3 protein-coding genes are annotated in these 1,601 nt (G+C 62.1%); all 3 read right to left on the minus strand.

What is annotated here, in order from left to right; all coding sequences use genetic code 11:
• Nucleotides 1-893: DUF1173 family protein (locus tag NCT32_RS36805; protein ID WP_250491544.1), on the minus strand; the 893-nt coding region annotated here is incomplete at its 3' end.
• Nucleotides 877-1,206: a hypothetical protein gene (locus NCT32_RS36810; protein ID WP_062255108.1), complete on the minus strand. Its 330-nt coding sequence runs from the start codon at nucleotides 1,204-1,206 to the stop codon at nucleotides 877-879. The genes NCT32_RS36805 and NCT32_RS36810, both read right to left, overlap by 17 nt.
• Before the next feature lie 38 nt (nucleotides 1,207-1,244).
• Nucleotides 1,245-1,601, minus strand: a 357-nt coding sequence (locus NCT32_RS36815) for a hypothetical protein (RefSeq protein ID WP_250491545.1), incomplete at its 5' end; no start/stop codon positions are given.

Genomic DNA, 1,601 nt, shown 5'->3' on the forward strand with positions numbered 1-1,601 from the left:
GCAAGGTCGATGATCCGAAGATTTCCGTCCCTTGTCCGCTCGACCAAGGCGAGAATCACGACGCGCGCGCTAGCGTTACCCGTCATCGCCCAGGCGGACCTGAACGACGCGGCGGCCGATTCGATAACGGGCGTGGAAGCGAAGAATGTGCGCTTCGTTTGGCGCAGCGCGACGACGAAGCCGTACTTCGAGGCCACCACGCCGCGGAGCTCGCCGAGCACCAATCGGCGTTGAGAAGCTTGGGGTGTGGTCGTGATATCGTCTAGAAACGCATTGAACTCGGCGACAATGGATTGCGCTTGGCTCTCGTCGTGTCGACGCATGACATGCAAGACCTCGTGGATGGGCTTACCGTTAAGCTTGCCATCGCCAAGAGCGGCCACGAGCTGTGCGTTGCACTGACCCCAACCGCGCGTGGAACCTCCTTGCCAGACGTGCAAATTGGCCTCGAGCCAAACGCGTTGCAGAAACCCAAGGAGCGGTGCGGCGCGGCGAGCTGTCGTGGTGAGCGAGGAGCCGCCTTTAGCGCGTATCGACCGTTCGAGCGTTCGAACGGATAGCGAGGCGTCGAGCTTGACGTTCAGCCCTGCGGGCGTTTGCCGGATCGCACTGAGGACGTCGGGCGTTCTTCCATCTTTGATGGGCGCCGCGGCATAGAACGGACATGAGATCTCGTCGTGGTTTGGCCCTTCGTCAGGCCATCTTGCGAGATGAAAAAGCGCGCCGTAGCGTCGCACAACAAGCCGCAAGAGTCTGCCAGCGACGCGCTCCCGGCAGCGGCATACAGCGTAACCCGGTGACTTCTTTGCGCGTTCGAGCTGGCGCGCGTACCGCGCGGGGTTGTCTTGAACGTCTTCGAGTGAGACTGTGAGTCCGTCAAATGACACTTGCACGATGTCGTGAGGCCTCGCTCAGTGTGAGGTCCACCTGATGGGCTGGAACCTTGTGTATGTGTGCCCGGGTCCCGAGGAGGTTGGCCACTTTGCGTACGCTCAGGCAAAACTGCTCGGCGTGCTCGCCGCTGGGAAAGCGAAGGCCGATGGTCTTTACAGCGCCGGGCGCTGCTTCATCACGCGAGAAAACGGAGCCCGTCCCGACCAACGCGTCGATCCAGCTGTCTGGGAAGCCCGGAGACGGTACCGAGTCAGCACGCGCGCCGGCGGGGTCCTTCGTGAAGTCCTCGAAGCTAACAACGATCAGATTCATCTTGTATCGGTAAAGCGAGGTTGGGTCGCACGGCGGCGCTAGGCGGCAGCTGTGTCGGCTTCGCGCGGCACTCGGCCGCGAGCCACGTGCGCGTCGTAGAGTGCAACGGCTCCCATAATGGCGACAATCGCACTGAGGCCACATGCCGCCAGCAAAGCGGCCAAGCGTTTTTCGTTGGCAGCGAGTTCCGAAGCGCGCAGTCGCTCTGCTGAGTCCAGGTCCCGCCGCTGTGCTGTTAGTGCTGCAGCAAGCGCTGTCTCGTCCCTGAAGCCGTATTTCGACAGCAGCAACGGACGGCCAGCGGCCGGGACGTGTTCTATCGCGTCGGACAAGCCCTGAAGTCGTGCGGCGATGCTGGTATCAACAACGACCTGGACGGCTGAACGTTCGATCGT

It is taken from the genome of Caballeronia sp. INML2, from assembly GCF_023631365.1.
Lineage (GTDB): Bacteria > Pseudomonadota > Gammaproteobacteria > Burkholderiales > Burkholderiaceae > Caballeronia > Caballeronia turbans.

Coding starts and splice junctions, on each gene's coding strand:
- NCT32_RS36810 (WP_062255108.1), bottom strand. CDS start 1,206: ATGAATCTGATCGTTGTTAGCTTCGAGGACTTCACGAAGGACCCCGCC.